At 55.6% G+C, this 24,847-nt stretch carries 17 protein-coding genes; 13 read left to right on the top strand and 4 right to left on the bottom strand.

Annotation, left to right across the window (positions count from 1 at the left end):
- The first annotated feature begins 100 nt into the window (after positions 1-100).
- The 3 genes from CE153_RS04600 to CE153_RS04585 all read left to right on the top strand — a co-directional run bounded on the left by CE153_RS04600 (position 101) and on the right by CE153_RS04585 (position 4,361).
- Positions 101-772 carry a response regulator transcription factor gene (locus CE153_RS04600; protein ID WP_039199107.1) on the top strand — a complete coding sequence of 224 codons (672 nt, stop codon included), beginning with the start codon at positions 101-103 and terminating at the stop codon, positions 770-772.
- Complete coding sequence (locus CE153_RS04595) at positions 756-1,949, top strand: histidine kinase (RefSeq protein WP_099595288.1); 1,194 nt, start codon at positions 756-758, stop codon at positions 1,947-1,949. Before CE153_RS04600 ends, CE153_RS04595 begins: the two co-directional genes overlap by 17 nt.
- 285 nt (positions 1,950-2,234) lie before the next feature.
- Positions 2,235-4,361, top strand: a complete 2,127-nt coding sequence (locus CE153_RS04585; protein ID WP_099595286.1) for a beta-galactosidase — start codon at positions 2,235-2,237, stop codon at positions 4,359-4,361.
- Positions 4,362-4,381: 20 nt separating this feature from the next.
- Here CE153_RS04585 and CE153_RS04580 read toward each other — a convergent pair whose 3' ends face one another.
- A complete protein-coding gene (locus CE153_RS04580; RefSeq protein ID WP_099595284.1) occupies positions 4,382-5,008 on the bottom strand; it encodes a TetR/AcrR family transcriptional regulator in 627 nt (208 codons plus the stop codon).
- 357 nt (positions 5,009-5,365) lie between these two features.
- Here CE153_RS04580 and CE153_RS04575 point away from each other — a divergent pair, with 357 nt between their 5' ends.
- From CE153_RS04575 to CE153_RS04550, 6 genes are all read left to right on the top strand, one after another.
- Entirely contained in the window at positions 5,366-6,691 is a 1,326-nt protein-coding gene (locus tag CE153_RS04575; RefSeq protein WP_099595282.1) for an MFS transporter, read from the top strand.
- A 496-nt stretch (positions 6,692-7,187) separates the two neighbouring features.
- A complete protein-coding gene (locus CE153_RS04570) occupies positions 7,188-8,405 on the top strand; it encodes a glycoside hydrolase family 5 protein (protein WP_099595280.1) in 1,218 nt (405 codons plus the stop codon).
- Positions 8,406-8,624: 219 nt separating this feature from the next.
- On the top strand, positions 8,625-10,271 hold the full coding sequence (locus tag CE153_RS04565; RefSeq protein WP_099595279.1) for a glycoside hydrolase family 43 protein: 1,647 nt from the start codon (positions 8,625-8,627) through the stop codon (positions 10,269-10,271).
- A gap of 222 nt (positions 10,272-10,493) precedes the next feature.
- A complete protein-coding gene (locus CE153_RS04560) occupies positions 10,494-11,693 on the top strand; it encodes a glycoside hydrolase family 5 protein (RefSeq protein WP_180753401.1) in 1,200 nt (399 codons plus the stop codon).
- A gap of 47 nt (positions 11,694-11,740) precedes the next feature.
- A complete protein-coding gene (locus CE153_RS04555) occupies positions 11,741-12,376 on the top strand; it encodes a TetR/AcrR family transcriptional regulator (protein WP_099595278.1) in 636 nt (211 codons plus the stop codon).
- Between the two features lie 177 nt (positions 12,377-12,553).
- Complete coding sequence (locus CE153_RS04550) at positions 12,554-14,896, top strand: glycoside hydrolase family 3 N-terminal domain-containing protein (protein WP_099595277.1); 2,343 nt, start codon at positions 12,554-12,556, stop codon at positions 14,894-14,896.
- Between the two features lie 139 nt (positions 14,897-15,035).
- On the opposite strand, the gene CE153_RS04545 is transcribed toward CE153_RS04550, so the two are convergent.
- Positions 15,036-16,220 (bottom strand): glycerate kinase family protein, encoded by a 1,185-nt coding sequence (locus CE153_RS04545; protein ID WP_099595276.1) that lies wholly within the window; start codon positions 16,218-16,220, stop codon positions 15,036-15,038.
- Positions 16,221-16,560: 340 nt separating this feature from the next.
- A complete protein-coding gene (locus tag CE153_RS04540) occupies positions 16,561-17,139 on the bottom strand; it encodes a TetR/AcrR family transcriptional regulator (RefSeq protein ID WP_099595275.1) in 579 nt (192 codons plus the stop codon).
- A gap of 266 nt (positions 17,140-17,405) precedes the next feature.
- Between CE153_RS04540 and CE153_RS04535 the strand changes: the two genes are divergently transcribed.
- The 4 genes from CE153_RS04535 (at position 17,406) to CE153_RS04520 (ending at position 24,480) form a co-directional block, all read left to right on the top strand.
- The gene (locus CE153_RS04535) at positions 17,406-19,652 is read left to right on the top strand and encodes an exo-alpha-(1->6)-L-arabinopyranosidase (RefSeq protein ID WP_099595274.1); all 2,247 of its coding nucleotides are present in this window, start codon (positions 17,406-17,408) and stop codon (positions 19,650-19,652) included.
- A 193-nt stretch (positions 19,653-19,845) separates the two neighbouring features.
- Positions 19,846-20,559 carry a MarR family winged helix-turn-helix transcriptional regulator gene (locus tag CE153_RS04530; protein WP_236824462.1) on the top strand — a complete coding sequence of 238 codons (714 nt, stop codon included), beginning with the start codon at positions 19,846-19,848 and terminating at the stop codon, positions 20,557-20,559.
- Positions 20,560-20,597: 38 nt separating this feature from the next.
- Positions 20,598-22,409: an ABC transporter ATP-binding protein gene (locus CE153_RS04525; protein ID WP_099595273.1), complete on the top strand. Its 1,812-nt coding sequence runs from the start codon at positions 20,598-20,600 to the stop codon at positions 22,407-22,409.
- 67 nt (positions 22,410-22,476) lie between these two features.
- Positions 22,477-24,480 (top strand): ABC transporter ATP-binding protein, encoded by a 2,004-nt coding sequence (locus tag CE153_RS04520; RefSeq protein WP_099595335.1) that lies wholly within the window; start codon positions 22,477-22,479, stop codon positions 24,478-24,480.
- Positions 24,481-24,527: 47 nt separating this feature from the next.
- Here the strand turns inward: CE153_RS04520 and CE153_RS04515 are convergent, their stop codons facing one another.
- Positions 24,528-24,734 (bottom strand): hypothetical protein, encoded by a 207-nt coding sequence (locus tag CE153_RS04515; protein WP_236824461.1) that lies wholly within the window; start codon positions 24,732-24,734, stop codon positions 24,528-24,530.
- Positions 24,735-24,847 lie beyond the last annotated feature (113 nt).

Raw genomic sequence — 24,847 nt, 5'->3', positions numbered from 1 at the left:
TGAGTTGAGATGTTTGATTGAGTTGATGCAGCAGGCTGAGTGAAATATTGAAGAATTATGCTTTGCATGCGGGCGGCAATGTGTGTAGGTAGGCGAATGCATGTATGTAGGTAAGCGAATACGAATCGGCATCGTGGATAATGACAAACTCACGCTTGGCGTCATGAAGCTGATGGTCGAACGGATTCTTCCGCTGGCGGATGTGTGCTGGACTGCGTCTGATGGTGCGACGGCGGTACGAAAGGGTCTTGATCCAAAAACGCAACTTGATGTGTTACTGGTGGATATGTCTTTGGAGGGGATGAGCGGTTGTGATGTTTGCCGCTGTATTCGCGTGGAAACCGCTCGCATCGCGCTGGTGGGCATGACGGCTTTCTCTCTGGAACGCTACGGCGCGTCCGCGTTGGAAAACGGAGCGGATTGCCTTGTTGACAAGGCGGATGTGAGAGGTCTTTGCCAGACTTTGTGTGAACTTGCGAACGGTCGGCGTCCGAATGCTGAATATGTGTCTTCTGAAAATGCGCAGGAGTCACATGAAAGACTGCTGAATGAAGGGTGGAAAGAGGGCGTTTGCGAGGCGTTTTCGCAGCGGGAGAGGGAAGTGATGCAGCTGTGCGTTTTGTGTTTCACCTCAAAAGAAATTAGTGCCAAGCTTGGTATTGGGGAGCCTACGGTGAAAACGTACGTCCGAAGAGTCATGAGGAAATTGGGCGCTAAGAACAGAACGCAGGCGGTGATTCGATGGATGGAAATGGATGGGCGTGAAAACTGACAAGCTGAAGTCGTTGGCGTCGTGGTGCGTTAATCATGTTCAATACTTGCTGATAGTGGTTTGCGTTGCCATGACTGTTGTGGAAACGTTGATATTCCCTCCCGTAGGTGCGGCGACAGCTTTGTTCGTGTGCGTGCATGTGTTGTCTCTTGTATTGATGCCATGGAGACCCCGTGTGTGCTGCAATATTGTGCTTTTGACTTTTGTGGCATGCTGTTTCATTCCTGATGATGGCGGACCCAGTCTTTTGTGGGGGACTTGGCTGGCTTTGGGATATGTGGGAATGCGGATCACATCGTGGTGGGACGTGTTGTATCCGTTGGCGGTGTCGACGGTTCGAATGTGGCGGTTTAATGCTGACGGTGTGCCGTTGAACGAGTACGTCATGCTGATTTTTGTTATGTTTTTCGCATTTTTTATTGGAAAATCACTCGCGTGGAAAGAATTTGTTGATCAGGCTCGGCGAAATGAACTGAAATATGAGAAGCTCAGCCAGCATGTTGAATATTTGCGTAGGGAACATATGTTGGCTGGTCGAATTCATGATTCAATCGCAGGTAATTTGACATATATGGCGATTGTGCTGGATGGATTTATGTTGGATGCTGAGAATCCGTCCGACAAACATGAGATGAGAAAGTTGCGAACGCTTGTTGTTGAAACCTTGCATGAGGTGCGGGATGTTGTTGACATGATGCATGGCAGCGATCGGCAAGAGTCTCAACAGGATGAACACGCTTACCTTGCTGAATTACGGGGTATCAGCGAACAGGGGGATGCTTTTTTACGAGAACTTGGCTTTCATGGGCAGACGAAAATAGAGATAGATAATTTGAATAATCTTGACGGTAATTATGTTCGAGAGATTCTTTCTTTAGTTCATGAATTGTATACGAATATTGCCGTGCATGGGAGTCCTGAGGGCACGTACTACATTGCTGTTGGTGTGCATGATGATAATTGGGTTCATGTGGATTCGGTGAATGATGTTTCATTACGAAGTTTGTTTCCTGATAAGCCGTTGTCGAAAAAGGGTTTGGCTTTGCATAGGCGTTGGATTGAATCTGTAGGAGGATTTGCTCGAACGTCTTCCGAGGGGGATACGTGGCATTTTCATGCCTGTTTCCCTGCCGCAATGGCGGGTGATGTGTTGAAATTTGCTGGTGGGCAGCAATGATGCAGCGATGAAGTGTTTGGCGCATTTGTTGGTGCTGATTTGGGTATTTGTCGACTAAGGAAACGTTTTATCTAATGGTTGTTAGGTAAGACACGCCTGAAATTATGCGGTTCTTGACAACTAAATCTGGAAGATCTAGATTTCTTATATCTAATGGCTGTTAGATACGAATGTTCTAAGGATATGTTCCGGAGATATCGCAGGCAATATAAAACAGCTTTAGATGCAGAAACAGCAGAAATAAGTAGTAATCAGTAACAAGTCAATGAAGACGATGGAGGATCCATGAGTCGTTACGAGGCAAATCACATTCTTTTCGGTGCCGCATATTACGACGAATACCTCATGATGAAAGGCATCGACCGTGTCGATGAAGACATGAGGATGATGAAGGAAGCGGGACTGAACGTTATCCGTATTGCCGAATCCACATGGAGCACCTGCGAACCGCAACCGGGTGCGTTCGACTTCACCTATGTGGATCGTGCGCTCGACGCGGCACAGCGTGTCGGTATCGACGTCATCGTCGGCACTCCAACCTACGCGGTGCCGAGCTGGCTCGTCAAGATCGATCCGAGCGTGCTCGCGGTCACCCCGAACGGCGAAGGCAAGTACGGCGCCCGCCAGATCATGGACATTGTCAACGCCACCTACCGTTTCTACGGTGAGCGCGTGATCCGCAAGCTGATCTCCCACGTTGCCGACCATCCGGCGGTGATCGGCTACCAGGTCGATAATGAAACCAAGTACTACGATTCCGTGTCCAACGACATGCAGCGCCTGTTCGTCAAGTATCTGCGCGAGAAGTTCCACGGCGATCTGAACGAGCTCAACCACCACTTCGGCCTCGACTACTGGTCCAACCGCATCGACTCCTGGGAGGATTTCCCGGACGTGACCGCCACCATCAACGAGTCCTTGGGCGGCGAATTCGACAAGTTCCGCCGCGATCAGGTGCGCGCCTTCCTGCAGTGGCAGGCCGACATCGTGCGCGAATACGCGCATGACGACCAGTTCATCACCCACAACTTCGATTTCGAATGGCGCGGATACTCCTACGGTGTGCAGCCGGCCGTCGACCACTTCAAGGCCGCGACCGCTGTGGACATCACCGGCGTGGACATTTACCACCCGACCGAAGACGACCTGACCGGCAAGGAGATCGCCTTCGGCGGCGACATGACCCGCTCCACCAAGAACGGCCAGAACTACCTGGTGCTCGAAACCGAGGCCCAAGGCCAGCACGGCTGGGTGCCATTCCCCGGCCAGCTGCGCCTGCAGGCCTACTCCCACCTCGCCTCCGGCGCCGACATGGTGGAATACTGGCACTGGCACTCCATCCATAATTCCTTTGAAACATATTGGAAGGGCCTGCTGAGCCACGACCTCGAACCGAACCCCACGTATCGCGAAGCCGGCGTATTCGGTCGCGAGATCGCCAAACCGGAAGTGGGGGAGCGGCTCGTCCACTTGAAGAAGCACAACAAAGTAGCCATCATGGTCAGCAACGAATCGCTGACCGCGCTCGACTGGTTCCTCATCGAAGCCGGCTTCCCATTCGGCGGCACCCTCAAATACAACGACGTGGTGCGCAATGTCTACGACGCGCTGTTCGAGCTCAACGTGGAATGCGATTTCATCCCCTCCGACGCTCCCGCCGAGCGTTTGGCCGCATACGAGATGATTGTGACCCCGGCGCTGTACTGTGCTCCGCAGGAAACGACCGATCGCCTGCGTGAATTCGTCTCCAACGGCGGACACCTCGTCTCTACCATGCGCTCCTTCGTGACCGACGACGAGGTGACCGTATGGCACGACCGCGCGCCGCACAACCTCACCGACGTGTTCGGCATGACGTACAACCAGTTCACCCGCCCAAACGGCCACGTTTCCGTGGAATTCGCAGGTGCGCTCGCCGAAACCGCGTCCACCGACGCTCAAGCGCTGATCGAACTGCTGAACGCCGACGCCGATACCGAGGTGCTCGCATCCTACGGTCACTACGCTTGGAAGGATTACGCCGCAGTCACACGTCACGCGTTCGGCAAGGGCGACGCCGAGTGGATCGCCACCCTGCTTGACGCCGATTCCATTCGTGCGGTCATGCGCGAAGCTGTGGAGCATGCCAGTGTCGCCGGTGCCGGAACCGCGCTCGCGGGTCAGATTGCAGTTCGTCAGGGCGTAAACGCTCGCGGCGAGAACGTGACCTATCTGCTCAACTATTCGGCTGATGAGGTTACTGTTGCAAGCCCGGTCGCAGGTGAAGTGGTGGTTGCCCCGGTTGCCATCGCCACTGACGGCAACGTCGATGAGGCTGCAACTGCTGAAGTCGCGCTGAAGGAAGGTGCTGCTGTCAAGCAGGGCGATCCGCTGACGATCGGCCGCTGGAATGTTGCGGTGATCGCCGGCTGAAATCGGCGAAAAGAGAACGATTAGGGAATGAGAAGGTCGATCATGGCCTTCCATTCCCCAATGAAATCGATATCGTGAGATCCGTTGAGCCACCGCAATTGCAAGCCTTCCATGGCGGATAGCACCTGCAGTGCGGTGCGTTTCGGATCGGCGACGCCATCTCGTTTGGCTGCGAACGTGTATTCCTTCAGCAGATTGATTTCACGCTGTTCGAAATACTCGTGCACCGGATGGTCTTTGCTTAGGGCCTCGCTTTCGAGCAGGGTGTAGAGGCGAACCATTTCGGGTCGGCCTGCGTTGGTTTCCACGGTTCCCGTGGAGATGGCCTTGAGTCCGAGATCGCAATGGTATGCGATGCCGTCTTGCAAGACTTCGCCGGTCACGCCTTCAACGCCAAGATGCTCTGCAATGGCGATTTGGTTAGTACGATCGGCGTATTTGAGTGTTTCTTCAAGGAGTTGTTCTTTGGATTTGAAGTAGTAAAGGAGGCCTGCTTCGGTGATGTTCTGAGCTTGTGCCACGTCGCGAATAGTAAATCCCCAGAATCCGAATTGTGAGATGAAGGAGACCGTGGTTTCGAGAATCGCTTTCTTGCGGTCTTCTGCGCTCATTCGTTTCTTGGTTTTGCTTTCGGTGCGGCGACGCATGCGTTCTCCTTTCTTGTGCTTACTAAGTTACAAGAAGGGGGAGAGGAAGTGTGGTAGAAACGTTGGGACACGCCGGAAAATGACAGATACAAGAGATTGTAATATGCTTTAACTAAGCAGTTACTAAGTAATAAAAACTGAAGTTTTCTGCATGGGGCGAATCGTTGTGGATTGCTATTCGAAAAACGCTGCCGTCGGAAAAATTCGCGTCTGACTTGCGTTCTTTTGAGAAGGCATCTATGATGAAAACCAGCTAGTTACCAAGTGGTAGTTAGTTGACTGGGCAGAGAGGCCCTATCGGAAAACAGGAATATCACAGAAAACACTACTGAAACATGAATCGAAGGAGAGAGTTTCATGAGTGAAACAATCGCAAGCAAAGAGGAGCGTTTGGTGCGTTATAACGCCAACATCGCCGCTGCGGACAAGGATCCGCAGCTGTCTCCTGAAACCGGCAAGCCACTGAGTAAGGTCAACACCATCCGTTTCGGCGCAGGCTTCCTGCTGTTCGGCGTGTTGTGGATGTCGGGTCTCGGCATCGTCTCCGCCGTGCTTCTGCCGATGCACTACAAGACCATCGAAGGCGCCGATCCGGATGCTCTCGTTGGCATCGTCAATGCGTTCACCGCAGTGGCATCCCTGGTTGCCAACCTGATGTTCGGCAACTTCTCCGATCGTTCCCGCTCCAGGTTCGGTCGTCGTACTCCGTGGATCGTTTTCGGTGCGGTGCTTGGTGGCGTCACCCTGTTCCTGACCGGCACCACGCACAACGCGGTGCTGCTCACCATCTTCTACTGCGCCTGCATGTTCGGCCTCAACTGCATGATCGCCCCGCTGGTCGCCGTGCTGTCTGACCGTGTGCCATCCGGCATTCGTGGCACCATGTCCGCCTTCTATGGCGCAGGCTCTACCATCGGTGCTCCGATCGGTACCATGATCGGCGCATTCTTCATCGAAAACCTGACTGCCGGCTTCGCTGTCGCGGGCGTGCTCATGTTCCTCGGCGGCATCGTCGCCGTGATCATCCTGCCGAAGGAACAGTCCGCTGACTTCCTGCCGAAGGAAGAAGGCTCCTTCAAGGACGTCCTCGTATCCTTCCGTCCGCCGAAGTTCGCTGGCGCCCACGACTTCTACAAGGCTTTCGCTGGCCGTTTCTGCATGATCATGAGCTACCAGATGATCAACGTCTACCAGCTCTACATCATCCAGAACTACATTGGTCAGTCCGTCAAGGAATCCGCTGTCACCGTGTCTGTCGTTTCCATGATCATGATGGTCATGTCTCTGGTCGGCTCCTTCATCTCCGGCCCGGTTTCCGATTTCATCGGCCGTCGTAAGGTTCCGGTTGTCGTGGCTTCCGTGCTCTTCGCTATCGGTATCGCCATGCCGTGGCTGATCCCGTCCACCCTGGGCATGTACCTGTTCGCTGGCATCGCTGGCCTCGGCTACGCTGTCTACTCCGCGGTCGATCAGGCTCTGCTCGTTGATGTGCTGCCGAACAAGGAAGAGGCTGGCAAGGATCTGGGCATTCTGAACATGGGCACCACCCTTGGTCAGATGTGCGGCCCGGTCATCATGTCCACCATCGTGGTGGGCCTCGGCTACAACTTCGCCTTCCCGACTGCCATCGCCCTGGCTATCATCGGCTGCTTCTTCATCATGGCCATCAAGAAGGTCAAGTAAGTAATCCTTCCTTGAACGATCGCCCCGGATCCATCGTTTCCCTCTTCTCGATTGGGTCCGGGGTCTTCCGTGAGGAAGCATACAATTGCAAAGTGATGAACACGGAGGGCCCATGACGATGCTGAGGGTTTTTGAATTTGCTGATCCTTGCAATGCCGATCATGGTATCAAGGTGACGCTTGTTCCGTGTTCAGGTAACGCGTTCGTGTTGGACTGACGGGGAGTTTTGCCGGCTGACGTGGATGTGTGCGTAACATGTTGGCTTGGCTGTGGCAATGGTTTGTTGGATGCCGGGTGGTGGGTTTCCCACTTTTCCTGACACCTCCGCAAGCCGGTGTTGTGTTGTAGGACGTTTGTCTGCGGTGATTAGTTACTAATCGCCGTATGCAGACGTTTTTTCGTTGCGAATTGCGCAAAGAAGAAAAACGTATTATCATTTAACTAAGTAGTTACTAAGTAATAGAAACTACGGTTGAAAGCGTACGAAGGAGTGCATATGGATCTCAATTACGTCAAGGGCGTGAACCTGGGTAACTGGCTGGTTCTGGAAAAGTGGATGAACCCGGCATTATTCGATGGAACCACTGCTGATGACGAATACTATCTGCCGACGCAACTCGATCCGGCCGTGTATGAGGCGCGCATCAAAACGCATCGTGCGGAATATGTCAATGAACGTGACTTCGCCACCATCAAATCATGGGGATTGAATTCCGTACGAATTCCGGTACCGTATTTTATTTTCGGCGATCGAGCACCGTTCATTGGTTGTATTGATGAGCTTGACAAGGCCTTCAATTGGGCTGAAAAGTACGGTCTGACCATTCTTATCGACTTGCATACCGCTCCGATGAGCCAGAACGGTTTCGACAATGGCGGTATTTCCGGTGTGTGTAAGTGGGCGCAGCTGCCGGAAGAAGTCGAATTTGTGTTGAGCGTGCTCGAACGTCTCGCCAAGCGTTATGGCGATAGGGAAGCGTTGATGGGTATTGAAATCATCAACGAGCCGAACACCACCACGTCGTGGCCAATGATGAACGTGACTGAACGATACAAGGCCGTCGACCCCGAACTGGCCGAAGGGACCGGTCCGATCGCATTCGACTGGCTGAAGGACTTCTATGTCACCGCATACCATCGCCTGCGCGATGTGGATAAGGGTGCATTGCCGACGAGCAAGGCCGTGGTGTTCCATGATGGCTTCGGCATCGATCAGTGGAAGGACTTCATGCGCGGCGAAGACGGCGGACTTGCGCCGGAATTCGAAAACGTGATTCTTGACACGCACCAGTATTTGATGACTGCCGAAATGATGGGCTGCCCGCAAACCGTGGAAGGCTACGACGATTTCGTGAAGAACACGTACGCGCCAATGATTGCTGAAATGAACGAATACTTCCCGGTGATTGTAGGCGAATGGTGCTTGTTCAACTCTGTCGGCTGCGGTGTGGATACCCATGGCGGACAAAGCGTGCTCAATGGCGAAGAAGGCGCTCAAGCGGAAACGCTTAGCGACGAAGAAAAGCGTGCTCTCTACCGTGGCGTCGCCGAATCGCAGTTGAATGCATGGAGCCACGGCAACGGCTTCTACTACTGGAACTACAAGCTGCTCACCGACACGGTCAACACCCCCGGCTGGATCGGTTGGGACTCTTGGGACCTCGGCCGCTGCATCGCCCAAAACTGGTTCCCTATTTCTCCTTCCACCCTTTAAAAAGGAAAACTACGGGAACATTCAACTTGCGTAAGTGCAACGCAACGTAACGCAAAACGTTACGAGCCGGAGTTTGCGATGCTCTGTTGAAGATCGTAAAAACCGGCCAGAACGGCCTTGGAGCGTGTCAGCAATAGAGCATCGCAGACCCAGACGGACGCTGCAGTAACTAAAAAACTGCGGTGACTGAATAAAAAAGCAGAAATCAAAGGAGAAATAATGCTGCAAAATCCTATTTTTAAAGGCTTCAATCCTGATCCGGCCATCTGCCGTAAAGGCGACGACTACTATGTTGCCGTTTCTACGTTCGAATGGTTCCCGGGCATTCCGATCTACCATTCGAAGGATATGAAGCATTGGGAGCTGCTCACCCACGTGCTCACTGATGATACGAAGCCGAACCTCACCAAGCTGCCGAGCGCGAAGGGCATTTGGGCTCCATGTCTCACGTATTGTGAGGAAGAGGACATGTTCTACGTGATTTACGGCGTTATGAATTCCATGAATGCACGCTATTTCGACGTGAATAATTATCTGATTAAGTCAAAGAGCATTGAAGGTCCGTGGAGCGAGCCGGTATATCTGACATCTTCCGGTTTCGACGCGTCCATTTTGCATGATGACAATGGCAAGAAGTACATCGTCAGCTTGGAGTGGGAGACCCGTGAAGGCTATGAGAAGCCGGGTGTGATCTGCTGTGTGGAATATGATCCGGAAACCAAGCATGTGGTTGGCTATCCGAAGCGTATATGGCGTGGCGCTACTGATCGTGGCTGCATTGAGGCTCCGCATCTGACCAAGCGTGACGGCTGGTATTACATTATGTGCGCCGAGGGCGGCACTGGCTACAACCACGCCGTGACCATGGGCCGTTCACGTAACGTGTGGGGGCCATATGAGCCGGACCCAAACGGTCCGCTCGTCACCTCACAGCCTAAGGAATCCAACGAACGCGCCGATGACGATCATCTCAAGCCGCGCTATTTCAACCCGGATTCTGTGCTGCAGAAGTCCGGTCACGGCTCTTACGTGGATCTGCCGAACGGCGAGACGTATCTTGTGCATCTGACCAGCCGTCCGTTCGTGCCGGAATTGCGTTGCACGCTTGGCCGTGAAACCGCCATTCAGAAGATGCAGTGGACGCCTGATGGTTGGTTGCGTATGGCTGACGGTTCTAATCTGGCAAAGATTGAAGTCGAGGAGCCGAATCTGCCAGATGTGCCGATGCCGGAAATTCCAAGCCTTGACGATTTCGATGGCGGCGAGCTGGGGAACTGGTACTACTCGCCGCGTCAGATGCCGAGCACGTTCGCGAATGCCACGGAACGCCCGGGCTGGCTGCGTATTCGTGGTGAGGAATCGCTTGCCTCGCTGAATCGTACAAGCCTGCTTACGCGCAAGCTGACGAGCGTGTATGCCACGGTAACCACCAAAATGGAGTTCGAGCCGGAAGTCTACCAGCACAGCGCTGGCTTGACCATCTACTACGACAACATGAACAATATTTTCCTGCGCAAGTATTATTCACAGACGCTTGGCGGCGGCGCGATTTCGATTGTGCGTCTCGAAAACGGTGAAAAGACGGAAATGCTTGACACTCGCGTTGCTGTGGAAGACAAGCCGATCTATTTCCGTTTGAATATCGAAGGTCGCCGCACCTGGTTCGAGTGGAGCTATGACGGCGAAGCTTGGGCCCAGATCGGACCCGACTTCGACACCACCACCTTCTCCGACGAATACTGCAAGTACGGCGAATTCACCGGCACCATGGTCGGCATCGCCGTCACCGACGCCGCTCTGCACGAGAAGACCGCCGACTTCGACTTCTTCGACTACGAGGCAGACGAGACGAAGCCCGTCGACTGATCCCGCCCGGCCGGCCATCACGATCATTCAACGACCCTGATCCGGCCGTGATCCGATTCCGAGCGGCCGCGTGGCCGCTCGCGGGGTGCATACAATGGACCAAGGAACGTTGCGAATGATGTGCGGTTCCTTGGCCCATTGGGCCGAATGGGTTTTGCCATGGGTTGTGATGGGCGGAAGCGAAAAGTCGGGCAACCCCCGAACGTAAGGGCGGTGAGACGCATGGTGCTAGGCATCGACGAGCGAATCGACGGCGTGAACCTCGGCAACTGGCTGGTGCTGGAGAAATGGATGGATCCGAAACCGTTCACCCGCAGCGCCGAAGACGATGAAATCTGGATGCACCGCACGCACGTATCCCTCTGGTCCGAACGGAATCTCGCCGAGGAACTGCACCGGCACCGCGAAACCTACATCACCTTGGAGGATTTCCGTATTATCGTCGGTCACGGAATCAACCTCGTACGCATTCCCATACCGTATTTCATCTTCGGCGACTGGCCCGGGCATCCGGGCTGCATCACGTACCTCGACCGCGCGTTCCGCTGGGCGCGGGAGACGGGATTGAAGATTATGATTGACCTGCATACTGTTCCCGAATCGCAGAACGGTTTCGACAACGGCGGTCTGACGGGTGTGTGCAAATGGGCGCAGAATACGGACTTGGTGGAGTACACGCTGAACGTGCTGGAACGATTGGCTCGCCGATACCGCGACGAACCGGCCCTGCACAGCATCGAAGTACTCAACGAACCAGTGAGCTGGTCGGTGTTCCATAGCACGTCGAACACGGCGAAAGACTCTCATGAGGCTTCCGGTAGCACGTATGTCTCACTGCGGTTTCTGAAGCGCTTCTACCGCGACGCTTACGCCCGGTTACGCGCCGTGCTACGTCCGGAAACCGTGATTGTATTCCATGACGGTTTCCGACTACTCCGCTGGGGCGGTTGGTTTCGTCGTGCTGGCATGCGCAACGTCATGCTCGACACCCATCAGTATCTCATCGCGATGGAGGATCCGCTGTTCTCGGGACCGGCACGCCGGCTGTACCTGCGATCGCGGCGACTGCCATGGCTGTACCGGATGTTGGTGGGCGCGAGTGGCATCGCCATCCGTTTGGCGGCTCGTCGTATTCCCGTGCTGGTGGGCGAGTGGTGCGTGGAGAATCAGTGGGCCCTACACAGCCAAAACCGATCGGCTGCATACCGCCAAGTGTCACGATTGCAACGCGCGGCATGGGACGTGTCGGCGGGGCAGATCTATTGGAGCTACCAGCTTGCGCGCTCCGCGAAACCGGGTAGTGGCGAAGGGAAACCGCCGCGGGATCCTCGCAACGGCGGCAATCTTGAGGCGTGGGATCTGACTCGCGTATGGCGTCATGGATGGATTCGGGCGGATACCTCTCACGATGACGTGCCATAGGCAGTCAATCAACGGCAATCGACGCAAGGTGCATTAGACTCGGAATCATGGCAGAGGAAGAGACTTCGAAACGTATCCGAAAATCACCGCAGGAGCGTCGAGCGGAAGTGCTGGATGCTGCGGTTCAGTTGATCAGCGAGCGTGGGTTCAATGGCATTTCCATCCAGGACGTGGCCGACAGGGTGGGCATTTCCAAGCAGGGCGTGCTCCGCTATGTCGGCAATAAAGACAATATGCTGGCCATGGTGTTCAACGAGTATTACGGTGAAACGGGTACTCCTGAGGATTTCTTCGCGTCCGGCATGCCTGGCAGCGACCCTACCGCGCCGCTGTTTCCTGCATATTTGCGCTATTTGGTGCGCCATAATTCGCGTCGCCGCATGATGGTGCAGTTGTTTACCGTGCTTTCTGCGGAATCGTTGAATCCTGAACATCCGTTGCATGATGAATTCACTGCTCGTATGGACGATATTTGGGAGAACTATTCGCAATATCCTTGGCTGATTCCTCCGCAATTGGGTTCGTGGAAGTCGAGTATGCGTCCGGTGGTGCGTAAGGCCATGGAAATTATGGATGGCGTGCAATTATGGTGGTTGCGCGAGCCTGAAGTTGATTTGTGCAAAGAGTGGGCTCAGATGGAAAACATGCTGTTTCCGTCCCCGTTGTGGGATGCATATCGCTGATTGTTGAATCTTTTTTGATATTTCATTGCATGTTTTCGTGTGAAAAGGCGGGAGGTCGATGGCGCTCTCGCCTTTTGCATTGATGTGGTTATGTCGAGTTGCGGATGCACATATGATGCGTTAAACTACCAATTGGTAATTAAAGGAAATCGCTTCAATGAGGAAAGTGAGCAATCCATGACCGAAACCACTGAAAATACTGCAAATCTGCCCTATAAAAATCCGGAACTTTCCACTGAGGAACGCATCGCTGATCTACTTGGACGCATGACCCTTGAGGAAAAAGTCGGGCAGATGATGCAGCTTGACGCGCGCAGCGGCGATTTGGACGATCTGATCGTCAACAAGCATGTCGGTTCCATTCTGCACACCTCGCCGTCTGATCTGCCGAAAGCCGTGGAAACGGTGAACACCAAAACCCGTCTCGGCATCCCGCTGGTGATCGGCGACGACTGCATTCATGGCTATTCCTTCTGGCCGGGAGCCACCATTTTCCCGGAGCAGCTGGGCATGGCAACCACGTGGGATTCCGAAAAAGTGCAGGCCGCAGGCCGTGCCACCGCCGAGGAAGTGTCAGCCACCGGTGTGCACTGGACGTTCTCCCCGGTGCTGTGCATCGCACGAGACACCCGTTGGGGTCGTGTGGGCGAAACCTTTGGTGAAGATCCGTGCTTGATCGGCGAAATGGCATCGTCCATCGTCAAGGGATATCAGGGTGGAGCCAAAGCGGGTGAGCCTCTCGCCAAAGACGCGATCCTCGCATGCGCCAAGCATTTCGCAGGCTATTCCGAAACCCAAGGAGGTCGTGACGCTTCCGAAGCCGATCTGAGCCACCGCAAGCTGGAGTCTTGGTTCCTTCCGCCGTTCGAACGTGTAGCCAAGGAAGGATGCGGCACCTTCATGCTCGGCTACGAATCCATCGAAGGCGTGCCGGTCACCTTCAACAAGTGGCTGCTTTCCGACAAGCTGCGTGGCGCTTGGAACTATCAGGGCACGCTTATCACCGATTGGGACAACGTCGGCCGTTCCGTGTGGGAGCAGAAGGTCAAGCCTGACTATGCACAGGCTGCTGCCGATGCGGTCAAGTCCGGCAACGACTTGGTGATGACCACGCCAAAGTTCTACGAGGGTGCGATCGAAGCCGTGAAGACCGGTCTGCTTGACGAATCGTTGATCGATGCCGCCGTGGCTCGTATTCTCGCACTGAAGTTCCGTCTTGGACTGTTCGAAGATCCACGCTTGCCCGACCAGAAGCGTATCGATGCAGTGATCGGTTCCGAAGAGCATCAGCAGCTCAACCTTGAAGTGGCTCGCGAAGCCGTGGCATTGCTGAAGAACAACGGTTCGCTGCCGTTCAACGTGGCCGGTACGAAGCGTATCGCGGTCGTTGGCCCGCTCGCCGATGACGCCCAGACCCAGTTGGGAGACTGGGCCGGCAGCTCCGGCCAGATCAACTGGATGCCTGATGGCCATCCGCGTGAAATGATCACCACCGTGCTTGATGGTTTCAAGCAACTCGCTCCGGAAAGTTGCGAGGTCGTGTACTCTCGCGGTGCCAACATCGTGGATTTGGCGCCCGATCCGGAAGGCGAGTTCTATCCGGATGGCCAGCCTCGCCCGAAGATCGGCGTTTCCGCTAAGCTTGACCGCGTGCTGCTTGACGAGGCTGTGGAAAACGCTCGCCAAAGCGACCTGATCGTGGCCGTGGTGGGCGATGTGATTCAGGCCATTGGTGAAGGCTGCTCTACCGCCACGCTCGAACTGCTTGGCGGACAGAATGCACTGATCGATGCGCTGTCGAACGTGGCTCGCGAAACCGGCAAGCCGTTCGTGGTGGTGCTCGTCAGTTCCAAGCCGCAGGTGCTGCCGGCATCCGTGATCGGTACCAACGGTGTGATTGTTGACGAAACTCCGGCCGAAGGCACTTCGGCTCTGCTGTGGGCTCCAAGCCCGGGCATGAAGGGCGGCCAGGCCATCGCCGAAATCATCCTCGGAGAAACCGAGCCGAGCGGACGCCTGCCGATCGCCTTCCCACGCCATGCAGGTCAGCTGCCGGTCTACTACAACCAGATTCGCGGCCAGCACGGCAACCGCTACGCCGACCTCACACAGGATCCGGCATTCGCATTCGGCGAAGGTCTGAGCTACACCACGTTCGAATACGGCGAACCGACGGTCACCAACGTTCCGGAATCCGGCGCATTCGGCGAAACCGACACCGTGCATGCTGAAATCACCCTCACCAATACGGGCGATCGCAAGGGCACGGAAGTAGTGCAGCTCTACATCGGCGACATCGTGACCTCCTACAGCTGGACTGATCGTGAACTCAAGGCATTCCAGCGTGTAAAACTCGAACCAGGCGAAAGCAAGACCGTCGTATTCGATATTCCTGTTTCCGACTGCACCATCGTCGATTCTGAAGCCAACCGAATCGTCGAACCGGGCGAATTCGAAGTGCTTATCGGCCACTCCAGCCGCCGCGAAGACCTGAAGCGCACCACCTTCACTGTCGCGTAAGCAAACGAAATAAACCGTGTCACAGAACCCAATAATCGACACGATCTGATATGAGCCGCCTACGGAATACTGATCGTGGGCGGCTCATGTAATTTCACGTAACATTTCTGTCTTGCATAATGTTCTGTCTTGCATAATGTCATGCTGATTCGCAGGGTGAAGTAGCTGCAGTAATGCGCAATGTGCTGGCGATTGCGGCACAGGTGATTTCTACATTGCGTTCCGTGCCGGCGATCAGCGTCGCAAGATCCGCCGGCCCGGGCGCAATACCGAACGTCGCGACAATGCCGGCCTCGTTCAGCGCTTCGATGGTGTGCGAATCGCGGGTTACCGTTCCACCGATGGCGATAGTCGGTTTTCCTTGCGATTGCGCCAGTTTCGCAATGCCACTCGGCACTTTGCCGTACGGTGTCTGACTGTCAATGGAACCTTCGCCGGTGATGATGACGTCGGCCCATGCGCATGCTTCTCGACCATGCGCAAGATCGAGCACAAGTTCGATTCCCGGCCGTACTGTTGTATTGAACAGGCCGAGCATCCCGCCGCCGGTACCGCCCGCGGCGCCTGTACCGGGAATGCGCTCAATATCGCGGCCATTGTATTGCATGATCGCGTGTGCGAGATTCGCAAGTCCCTGATCGAGGAGTTCGACCTGTGCTGTGTTCGCGCCTTTCTGCGGGGCGAATACATGGGCGGCGCCTTCGGAGCCAGTCAACGGATTGGTGACATCGCAGGCAAGAATAATTGGAATATTCTTCACGGAATCGGGGACTTCCGAATCGTCAATCTTCACCAAATCAGCGAGAGCGCCGCCGCCAAGCGGAATAGCGTGGTCTGTCGAATCGAGAAAACGAAACCCAAGCGCGCGTGCCAATCCGGTACCGCCATCCGTGGTGGCGCTACCGCCCAATCCAAGCACGATGCGATCCGCTCCGGCATCAATCGCCGCACGAATCAGCAAGCCAGTGCCGAATGTGGAAGCGGTCAGCGCATTGCGGTCGGCGGGGGAGACCCGCTCAAGTCCGCTTGCTGAAGCCAATTCGACCACGGCGGTATGGAGATTACAAGAAGCGTGGTTATTGCCAAGAAAGCCATATTGTGCGGTAATCGGGCGGCCGATCGCATCAACCGTCTCGACATCGCGCAATGTGCCGCCGGTGGCGTGAACCAACGCTTGCGTCAATCCCTCTCCGCCGTCGGAAAGCGGTAAAAGCCGGCATTCTGCCTGCGGGTTACCATACATAACGCCGCGAGCCATCGCCTGCGCGATTGCTTCAGCCGAAGCGGCCTCTTTGAACGAGTCCGGTGCCAGCAAGATCCGCATACATGCCTCCTTTACGTCTTCCCAAATTTAGGCTACAACAGCTGCCTCCAGACGTGACCATTTCTTCCAGTGACTGGAGGTTTTGGGACGCTGGTGAGGTTCTAAGCGGGGTGTTTCTTCCAGTGAATGGAAGAATCTGGTCAGTTAGGGTGGGTTTTGGAGTCTGGATTCTTCCAGTCACTGGAGGTTTTGGGATGCTGATGACGTTCTTGGCGGGGTGATTGTTCCAGTGACTGGAGGTTTTTGCCTGTTGGAAGGGCTTCTGGCGGGATGATTTCTCCAGTGGCTGGAGGAATTTGGACTTGTATGAGTGGACAAGTATGTGTTTCAGGATAGGGGGTCAGCGGTAGCCCTCCCACATGGGCAGGGGGAACAGGGCGTCTTCGCATTCCGCCCACATGGCGTTCAGGTCCTGACCGGGCGTGCGCAGCCAGCGCAGCTGCACGCCGTCCATCATGGCGAATCCCGCATTAAGCAGCCGACGCGTATCAACGCCTTCGGGCGCGCGCCAACGAATGTTGAGTGCGGTATCGGCATTATGCAGCTCGCGGTTGGCGAAATACTCGTGCGCAGGGTGGTTCGGATCGATCGCTTCGGCACTCAATGTGGAAAACATGTGCACCTGAAGCGGTCTGCGTGCGTTCACCGCCACGATTTTGCGCCACATATTGGCGATCAGCGGGCGCGGCTCACGTACCATATCGGTCAGAATGTCTTCCGTTTCGGAATCATAGACCTCGTCCAATGCGGAAGCGAGCAGACCCTCTTTGCTGCCGACATAATGCAGTACGCCGGCCTTGGTAAGGCCCACACGGTCGGCGATTTTTTGCAGGGAAGTGCCGTAATAACCGAGCGTTCCAAACAGTTCGACGGCCGCATTGAGGATCTCCGCTTTTCGGTCGACTTCTTCGTTGGCCATGATGATCCTTTCTTTTGCCCTTCATGATGGCGACTTGTACGCACCGCGATGCATTGCAAATATGCGTTGACGCCATGTCTTCTCGTATGTTGTGAGTACTGCAGTTACTTTACGGTCGGTTAACTGATTTTTCAAAGATGATTGGCGTGTTGTGATGTTGGTTTTGATAAAGTACCTACCGACCGGTTAGTAAAGATTTCGGGGTTGAGATTCCACAAACCGGTTAACCGATACGAACTCAAGAAAACGATGCGAAAGAGGAACGTATGAGCGAAAAAACCTATCCTTCCATCAATGACCTGACACTTGAAGAGAAAGCATCCCTGACTTCCGGCGGCGACGCCTGGCATCTGCAGGGCATTGAATCCAAGGGCATTCCCGGCTACATGATCACCGACGGCCCCCACGGCCTGCGCAAGTCCAACTCGGCCACCACCGGCGAGGTCGACCTGAACAACTGCGTGCCAGCCACCTGCTTCCCGCCGGCCGCGGGCCTGTCCAGCTCGTGGAACCCGGAACTCATCCACCAGGTCGGCGAAGCCATGGCCGAAGAGTGCATTCAAGAGAAGGTCGCCGTAATCCTCGGCCCGGGCGTGAACATCAAGCGCAACCCGCTTGGCGGCCGCTGCTTCGAATACTGGTCCGAAGATCCGTATTTGGCCGGCCACGAGGCGGTCGGCATCGTCGAAGGCGTGCAGTCCAAGGGCGTCGGCACCTCGCTCAAGCATTTCGCCGCCAACAACCAGGAGACCGACCGTCTGCGCGTCAGCGCCAACATCTCCCAGCGTGCATTGCGCGAAATCTACTTCCCGGCATTCGAACACATCGTCAAGGAAGCCCAGCCGTGGACCATCATGTGCGCATACAACTGCATCAATGGCGTACATGCCGCCCAGGATCACTGGCTGCTCACCAACGTGCTGCGCGACGAATGGGGCTTCCAAGGCATCGTCATGAGCGACTGGGGCGCCGACCACAACCGCGTGGCCTCCCTCAACGCGGGCCTCAACCTCGAAATGCCGCCAAGCTACACCGACGACCAGATCGTTTACGCCGCACGTGACGGCCGCATCCAACCGGCACAGCTCGACCGCATGGCACAAGGCATGATCGACTTGGTCAACAAGACCCGCTCGGCCATGAGCATCGAAAACTATCGCTTCGACGTCGAAGCCCACGACGAAGTCGCACATCAGGCCGCCGTCGAATCCATGGTGCTCCTCAAGAACGATGACGCCATTCTGCCAGTCGCTGACGATGCCAAGGTCACCGTCATCGGCGAATTCGCGCGTACCCCGCGCTACCAAGGCGGCGGCTCCTCGCACATCACCCCAACCAAGATGACCAGCTTCCTCGACACCCTCGCCGAACGCGGCGTGGATGTCAAGTTCGCTCCAGGTTTCACCCTCGACCTCGAACCGGCCGATCCGGCACTCGAAGTCGAAGCCGTCGAAGCTGCCAAGGGCGCCGACGTGGTGCTCATGTTCCTAGGGCTTCCTGATGCGGCCGAATCCGAAGGCTTCGACCGTGAGACCCTCGACGTGCCGGCCAAGCAGATCGCACTGCTCGAAGCCGTCGCAGCCGAAAACAAGAACGTTGTGGTCGTGCTCTCCAACGGTTCCGTCGTCACCGTGGCACCATGGGCCAAGAACGCCAAGGGCATCCTCGAATCCTGGCTGCTCGGCCAGTCCGGCGGTCCGGCGCTCGCCGACGTGCTGTTCGGCAAGGTGAGCCCGTCCGGCAAGCTTGCGCAGACCATTCCGTTCGACATCAACGACGACCCAAGCACCATCAACTGGCCGGGCGAAGAGGGTCATGTCGACTACGGCGAAGGCGTGTTCGTGGGGTACCGCTACTACGACACCTATAACAAGGCCGTCGACTACCCGTTTGGCTTCGGCTTGAGCTACGCCACGTTCGAAGTAAGCGACGTGAAGGCCGTCAAGACCGGTGCTTGCACCGCATCCGTCAGCGCAGTGGTCAAGAACACCTCGAATGTTGACGCCGCCGAAACCGTGCAGGTGTACGTGGCTCCCGGCAAGGCCGACGTGGCTCGTCCGAAGCACGAGCTCAAGGGCTTCAAGAAGGTGTTCCTCAAGGCCGGCGAATCCGCCGAAGTCTCCTTTGAGCTCGACGATCGCGCCTTCGCCTACTGGTCTGAGAAGTTCAACGACTGGCACGTGGAGAGCGGCGAATACACCATCGAGGTCGGCACGTCCAGCCGTGACATCGCCGGTTCCGCGGTAGTGGAGCTCGACGGCGACGGCAAGGCCCAGCTGCTCACCGAATGGTCCAACTTCATGGAATGGCGCAAGGATCCGCTCGGCTCCAAGGTGCTTGAGAAGCTGCGTGCCGAAGGTGAAGCCGGCCGCATGCCGATCGTGCCCGACAATGACATGACCCGTCTGTTCCTCGATTCCATGCCAATCAACAGCATGTCGGTGCTGATGGGTGCCGATGGCAAGCAGGTCTTCGAATACATGCTTGCCGAATATGCTGAACTCACCAAGTAGTTTCGCGGGATTCAAGGCTTAAGCCGGGGAATCTGGTCCGTTGCTCTGAACCGGTGTGGACCTGATTTCCCGGCCTTTGCATTGTCGGAAGGTTGCTCTGGGGTTGTTGCTTTATGACGATTTTCAGGGCAAGCGGATACGTGCGACACGCCGATTGTTGCATGTGCAACAGTTGCATATACAACGGTTTACTATGTACGCTGTGACAGAAGTGACGAACGAACAATACAAGGAACCGACTGGCTCGCGACTCTTCGAAGTCTGGGAAAGCGGCTTGGCAAAGCCCCCCAGCGTGGCCATTCGCTCGCTGCACAACGTGGTCAACCGGTATCTGCGCGTCACCCGCCCTGAAGCGGCGGAAGACATCAGCAACGGCAACGTTGACGTCATCGTGTATCTCGCACGGCATGACAACGAGGAAATCTTTCCTCAAGACATCGAGCAACGCTTCGGCGTGACCCGATCCACATCATGCCGGGTGCTGGGGCTGATGGAGCAGAAGGGCCTGATCGCGCGCGAACCGGTGAAACGCGACGCACGACTGAAGAAAATCGTGTTGACGGACAAATCAAGGCATATCGCCGAAGTCTTGCGCGACAATGCGAAAAACATGGAACGAATCCTGCTGGAAGGCCTTGAAGACGATCAGATCCGCCAATTCATGCACGTGCTCGACATCATGCAGACGAATCTGGTGAAAACAGGTTTGATCGGAGACGAAAGTCGATATCCAAGTTTGGAAATACAGGAACAGGACGCAAGCAAATCGCAAGTTCCGCAAGAATCGCAGGTTCCGCAAAAAACATGCGATGACTATGCCTCGAATAATCGCGATGCTCGTGATGAGTACGTCTCGCACGTACTGCGGATATCGCAGGAAATGGCGATTGCGCGCAATCGCAAGTAACACACGTCATAGGTAAAAATAAAAGGAAAGGACAAGTAGTGACAACGGCAAACGCGACGGCGTCCGCAGCGCCGAAACCAAAGCAGCACGTCATTCGCACACTGGGCAAATCCCTGCGCGAATACAAAAAAGCCAGTCTGCTCTCCCCGGCATTCGTAGCCGTGGAAAGCGTGCTGGAAATCCTTATTCCGACTGTCATGGCATCGCTGATTGATGAGGGCATCAGCGGTGGCAGCATGCCGGCGATTTTGAAATTCGGCTTGATTCTGCTGATTTGCTCGGTAGTTTCGCTGACATCCGGCTTTTTGGCTGGAAAGTTCTCGGCTATCGCAGGTGCCGGATTCGCGAAGAATCTGCGTCACGATCAGTTTGAGAAGGTGCAAGGCTACAGCTTCACCAATATCGACCGTTTCTCCACCGGTTCGATCATCACACGACTGACCACCGATGTGACCAACCTGCAGAACGCGTATTCGATGATCATCCGCATGGGTGTGCGTGCTCCGATCATGGTGATTGTGGCGTGGATCTTCTCCTTCCGCATCAGCCCATCCATCTCTTTGGTGTTCCTCGCCTGCATTCCAGTGCTCGCCATCGGCTTGTGTGGCCTGGTGGTGCTGGTGCACCCGGTGTTCGAACGCGTGTTCCACACGTACGACAAGCTCAACAACGTGGTCGACGAGAACCTGCAAGGCATCCGCGTGGTCAAGTCTTACAATCGCGAAAGCCACGAAACCGAAAAGTTCAACCGTATTTCCGAGCGTATCTTCAGGGACTTCACCAAGGCCGAACGCATTATGAGCTTCAACAATCCGCTTATGATGCTGTGCGTGTACGTGTCCATGCTGCTCATCGCGTGGATGGGCGCCCGGCAGATCGTGGCGTCCGGCAACAATGCGGCCCTAGGCCTCACCACCGGCGATCTGACCGCACTAGTCACCTACGCCATGCAGATTCTCATGGCCATGATGATGCTGTCGATGATCTTCGTGATGTGCATTATTTCGCAGGCTTCCGCCGAACGTATCTGCCAGGTGCTGAACGAGGAAAGCACGGTTACGAATCCGGCTGATCCTGTCAAGGAAGTGAAGAATGGCGAGATCGATTTCGACCATGTCACCTTCCGTTATTCCTCCACTTCCGAAAAGCCGGTGCTTGACGATATTGATTTGAAGATTTGTTCCGGCATGACCATCGGCATCGTCGGCGGCACCGGTTCCGCAAAGTCCAGTTTGGTGCAGCTTGTGCCACGTTTGTATGACGTGACCGAAGGCTCGCTGAAGGTCGGCGGTGTGGATGTGCGCGATTACGATTTGGAAGTATTGCGTGATCAGGTTGCCATGGTGTTGCAAAAGAACGTGCTCTTCTCCGGAACCATTGCCGAAAACCTGCGTTGGGGCAATCCAAACGCCACTGATGAAGAGATTCGCCACGCGTGCCAGCTTGCGCAGGCTGACGGCTTCATTCAGGAATTCCCCGACAAGTACGATACGTACATCGAACAGGGCGGTACCAACGTTTCCGGCGGCCAGCGCCAGCGTCTGTGCATTGCGCGTGCGTTGCTGAAAAAGCCGAAAATCCTGATCCTCGACGATTCCACATCCGCGGTCGACACCAAAACCGATCAGCTGATTCGTACCGCATTCCATCATGAGATTCCCGACACCACGAAGATCATCATCGCCCAGCGTGTGGCCTCTGTGCAGGAATCCGACATGATTCTCGTCATGGACCATGGCCGCATCATGGCAGCCGGCACGCATGAACAACTGCTCGAAAACTGCGACGAATACCGTTCCATCTACGAATCGCAAACCAAGAATCAGGCTCAACCTGAGGAACTGCAGTGAAAGGAGGCAACAGATGACTGAACAAACTTCCGCATTGAAATCCAAAGACAACAACAACGCGGCCGGCATGCAGCAATCGCATGGCAAGCCGCCGATGCAGAAAGCCGCACCGGGCACCACCAAGCGTATTTTCGGCTACATCTTCCAATACAAATGGCGTGTGGCGCTCGTAGTAGTGTGCATTCTTGTCGGAGCCGCAGCGCAGGCCGGATCGTCACTGTTCCTACAGTCGCTGGTCGATACGTACATTCTGCCGATGGTTGGTGCCACCAATCCTGATTGGATGCCGTTGCTGCGTGCGTTGACGCTTATGGCATGCCTGTATGTGGCTGGTATTTTCTGCAGCTGGCTGTGGCAGTGGGTTATCGTCACTGTGGAACAGGGCACGTTGAAGAAGATTCGCGACGACATGTTCGCCCATCAGCAGACCCTGCCGATCCGCTACTTCGACACCAACGAACACGGCGACATTATGAGCCGTTACACCAACGACACCGACACATTGCGTCAGGCCATTAGCCAGTCGTTCCCGCAAATGTTCTCGTCTGCGGTGTCTGCGCTCGCGGCGCTCGTCTCCATGCTGTGGCTGTCGGTGCCCGTCACCATTTTCGTGCTCGCCTTCACCGTGATCCTGTTTGTGGTGGTACGCAAGGTTGTTTCCCGCTCCGGACGTTACTTCGTCAAGCAGCAGATCGCCATCGGCGATGTGAACGCATTCGTGGAAGAAGCTGTCAACGGCCAGAAGGTCATCAAGGTCTTCAACCACGAAGACGCCACCCAAACCACTTTCGACAAGAAGAACGAAGAACTCTTCGAAGCTTCCGCCGAAGCGAACACGTGGGGCAATGTGACCATGCCGATCGTAGGCAACATGGGCTACCTGCTGTACATTCTGCTGGCGATTTTCGGCGGATTTGCTGCGATTAGCGGACTTGGAAACTTCGGATTGTCCGGTACTGGCCCGCTCACCTTGGGTACGCTGATTTCGCTATTGACGTTGTCTCGTTCCTTTGTGAACCCGCTTGGCCAAGTGTCCATGCAATTCAACATGGTGATGATGGCGCTCGCCGGTGCTTCCCGCATTTTCGCGCTCATGGACGAACAGCCGGAAGATGACGGCGGTTCCGTGACCTTGGTGAATGTGGAACTCGGCGAAGACGGTCGCACAATGACCGAAGTCGACCACGAAACCGGCCACTGGGCGTGGAAGCGCGAGGAAGGCGATGACGGCACCCGTTCGCTCAAGGCCGCGCAATCCTTGAGCCCACGTGCCGCCGAAGTGGCCATGAAGGCCCGTGAAACCGCTATCACTTCGCCGGATGGACGCCTCACCCTGCTGCAGGGCGATGTGCGCTTCACCGACGTGACCTTCGGCTACAACCCCAACAAGCCGGTGCTGCATGACATCACTTGGTTCGCCAAGCCCGGGCAGAAGATCGCATTGGTCGGTGCCACGGGTGCCGGTAAGACCACGGTGACTAACCTGATCAACCGTTTCTATGACATTCAAGACGGCATGATTCTGTACGACGGCATTTTCGTCAAAGGCATCCGCAAGCCGGATCTGCGTCGTTCGCTGGGTGTGGTGCTGCAGGACGTGAATCTGTTCACAGGCACGGTGATGGACAACATCCGTTACGGTCGACTCGACGCCACCGACGAGGAATGCATCGAAGCGGCGAAGCTCACGAACGCCGACGGCTTCATCCGCATGCTGCCCAACGGCTACCAGACTGTGCTCGAAGGCGATGGTTCCGGTCTGTCTCAGGGCCAGCGTCAGCTGATTTCCATCGCTCGTGCAGCCGTGGCCGATCCGCCGGCCATGATCCTCGACGAGGCTACCTCGTCCATCGACACCCGTACCGAAGAGGTGGTGCAGGCTGGCATGGACAACCTCATGAAGGGTCGCACCGTGTTCGTGATCGCTCACCGCCTGTCCACCGTGCGCAATTCCGACGTGATCATGGTGCTCGACCATGGCCGTATCATCGAACGTGGTTCGCACGACGAGCTCATCGCGCAGAAGGGCGAATACTACCAGCTGTACACGGGAGCCGTGGAACTCGAATAATCGAATGGTCTCCTGAATTGGAGCGATGCGAGCGTACGCTAGTTATACTAGCCGCGCTTCGAGCCCTGTCGGCTGATGCCGCCCTTATGGCCGGTGGCCTTGAACGGCATGGATCCTCTGGAAAATCCCTTGCTTTGGAATTGCGGTTTCGAAGCAAGGGATTTCTTATTGTCTTTGCCGTGCATGGTATTCGGCTGCGGCCAGCCTGCCTTCCGTGAAGACTGTTCCGTCATACGTTCATGAGACTGCTGCATGAGCAACGATTATAATTGGCTTGCGTAATCGTTGCACAAATCTCGCTTGGTTTGTCGTTATATCAATAATAGGTTATCCTTTCATGAGGTAAACGATTTACTAAATTGGAGAG

The sequence above is a fragment of the Bifidobacterium sp. N4G05 genome (assembly GCF_002742445.1).
Lineage (GTDB): Bacteria > Actinomycetota > Actinomycetes > Actinomycetales > Bifidobacteriaceae > Bifidobacterium > Bifidobacterium hominis.
This window is presented reverse-complemented; position numbering and strand designations above follow the sequence as displayed.